Source organism: Streptomyces sp. NBRC 110611 (assembly GCF_001590865.1).
Lineage (GTDB): Bacteria > Actinomycetota > Actinomycetes > Streptomycetales > Streptomycetaceae > Streptomyces.
Genome location: NZ_BBUY01000061.1, coordinates 1 through 3,166, shown reverse-complemented (window position 1 = coordinate 3,166; position 3,166 = coordinate 1). Strand labels below are relative to the sequence as shown.

The 3,166-nt window shown below is 56.8% G+C and carries 1 rRNA gene; it reads right to left on the bottom strand.

The window, feature by feature from the left end:
* Positions 1-21: 21 nt before the first annotated feature.
* Positions 22-3,142: ribosomal RNA gene (locus tag AZE13_RS33250) — 23S ribosomal RNA — on the bottom strand.
* Between the last annotated feature and the right edge of the window lie 24 nt (positions 3,143-3,166).

The following is a 3,166-nucleotide window of genomic DNA, read 5'->3' as shown; positions in this document are numbered from 1 at the left end:
ACACAGTGGACGCGAGCAACTGAGGACAAGCCCTCGGCCTATTAGTACCAGTCAACTCCACACCTTACGATGCTTCCATATCTGGCCTATCAACCCAGTCATCTACTGGGAGCCTTACCCCATCAAGTGGGAGGGAGCCCTCATCTCGAAGCAGGCTTCCCGCTTAGATGCTTTCAGCGGTTATCCTTTCCGAACGTAGCCAACCAGCCATGCCCTTGGCAGAACAACTGGCACACCAGAGGTCCGTCCGTCCCGGTCCTCTCGTACTAGGGACAGCCCTTCTCAAGACTCCTACGCGCACAGCGGATAGGGACCGAACTGTCTCACGACGTTCTAAACCCAGCTCGCGTACCGCTTTAATGGGCGAACAGCCCAACCCTTGGGACCGACTCCAGCCCCAGGATGCGACGAGCCGACATCGAGGTGCCAAACCATCCCGTCGATATGGACTCTTGGGGAAGATCAGCCTGTTATCCCCGGGGTACCTTTTATCCGTTGAGCGACGGCGCTTCCACAAGCCACCGCCGGATCACTAGTCCCTACTTTCGTACCTGCTCGACCCGTCAGTCTCACAGTCAAGCTCCCTTGTGCACTTACACTCAACACCTGATTGCCAACCAGGCTGAGGGAACCTTTGGGCGCCTCCGTTACCCTTTAGGAGGCAACCGCCCCAGTTAAACTACCCACCAGACACTGTCCCTGATCCGGATCACGGACCCAGGTTAGACATCCAGCACGACCAGAGTGGTATTTCAACAACGACTCCACAACCACTGGCGTGGCCGCTTCACAGTCTCCCACCTATCCTACACAAGCCGAACCGAACACCAATATCAAGCTATAGTAAAGGTCCCGGGGTCTTTCCGTCCTGCTGCGCGAAACGAGCATCTTTACTCGTAATGCAATTTCACCGGGCCTATGGTTGAGACAGTCGAGAAGTCGTTACGCCATTCGTGCAGGTCGGAACTTACCCGACAAGGAATTTCGCTACCTTAGGATGGTTATAGTTACCACCGCCGTTTACTGGCGCTTAAGTTCTCAGCTTCGCCCGGACGAATCCAAGCTAACCGGTCCCCTTAACGTTCCAGCACCGGGCAGGCGTCAGTCCGTATACATCGCCTTACGGCTTCGCACGGACCTGTGTTTTTAGTAAACAGTCGCTTCTCGCTGGTCTCTGCGGCCACCCCCAGCTCAAGGCGCAAAGCCCATCACCAGAAATGGCCCCCCTTCTCCCGAAGTTACGGGGGCATTTTGCCGAGTTCCTTAACCATAGTTCACCCGAACGCCTCGGTATTCTCTACCTGACCACCTGAGTCGGTTTAGGGTACGGGCCGCCATGAAACTCGCTAGAGGCTTTTCTCGACAGCATAGGATCATCCACTTCACCACAATCGGCTCGGCATCAGGTCTCAGGCACAAGCTGCCCGGATTTACCTAGACAGCGCCCTACACCCTTACCCCGGGACAACCACCGCCCGGGCTGGACTACCTTCCTGCGTCACCCCATCACTCACCTACTACAAGTCTGGTTCAGCGGCTCCACCACTCCCCTACGCTCCGAAGAGCTCAGGGCGGCTTCACGGCCTTAGCATCGCCTGATTCAATGTTTGGCGCTTCAAAGCGGGTACCGGAATATCAACCGGTTGTCCATCGACTACGCCTGTCGGCCTCGCCTTAGGTCCCGACTTACCCTGGGCAGATCAGCTTGACCCAGGAACCCTTAGTCAATCGGCGCAAGAGTTTCCCACTCTTGTATCGCTACTCATGCCTGCATTCTCACTCGTGAACCGTCCACAACTCGCTTCCACGGCTGCTTCACCCGGCACACGACGCTCCCCTACCCATCACGATCCCCGTTAGAGGCAATATCGCAATGACACGACTTCGGCGGTGTACTTGAGCCCCGCTACATTGTCGGCGCGGAATCACTTGACCAGTGAGCTATTACGCACTCTTTCAAGGATGGCTGCTTCTAAGCCAACCTCCTGGTTGTCTCTGCGACTCCACATCCTTTCCCACTTAGCACACGCTTAGGGGCCTTAGTCGATGCTCTGGGCTGTTTCCCTCTCGACCATGGAGCTTATCCCCCACAGTCTCACTGCCGCGCTCTCACTTACCGGCATTCGGAGTTTGGCTAAGGTCAGTAACCCGGTAGGGCCCATCGCCTATCCAGTGCTCTACCTCCGGCAAGAAACACACGACGCTGCACCTAAATGCATTTCGGGGAGAACCAGCTATCACGGAGTTTGATTGGCCTTTCACCCCTAACCACAGGTCATCCCCCAGGTTTTCAACCCTGGTGGGTTCGGCCCTCCACGAAGTCTTACCTCCGCTTCAGCCTGCCCATGGCTAGATCACTCCGCTTCGGGTCTTGGGCACGCTACTCAAACGCCCTCTTCGGACTCGCTTTCGCTACGGCTTCCCCACACGGGTTAACCTCGCAACATACCGCAAACTCGCAGGCTCATTCTTCAAAAGGCACGCAGTCACGACTTACAAGCAAGCTTGCAAGCGACGCTCCCACGGCTTGTAGGCACACGGTTTCAGGTACTATTTCACTCCGCTCCCGCGGTACTTTTCACCATTCCCTCACGGTACTATCCGCTATCGGTCACCAGGGAATATTTAGGCTTAACGGGTGGTCCCGCCAGATTCACACGGGATTTCACGGGCCCCGTGCTACTTGGGAATCTCTCCAACGAGCCGCTGACGTTTCAGCTACGGGGGTCTTACCCTCTACGCCGGACCTTTCGCATGTCCTTCGCCTACATCAACGGTTTCTGACTCGTCCCACAGCCGGCAGACTGCAGAAAAGAGACCCCACAACCCCGCACTGGCAACCCCTGCCGGGTATCACACCAATACGGTTTGGCCTCATCCAGTTTCGCTCGCCACTACTCCCGGAATCACGGTTGTTTTCTCTTCCTGCGGGTACTGAGATGTTTCACTTCCCCGCGTTCCCTCCACACTGCCTATGTGTTCAGCAGCGGGTGACAGCCCATGACGACTGCCGGGTTTCCCCATTCGGACACCCCCGGATCAAAGCTCGGTTGACAGCTCCCCGGGGCCTATCGCGGCCTCCCACGTCCTTCATCGGTTCCTGGTGCCAAGGCATCCACCGTGCGCCCTTAAAAACTTGGCCACAGATGCTCGCGTCCACTGTGCA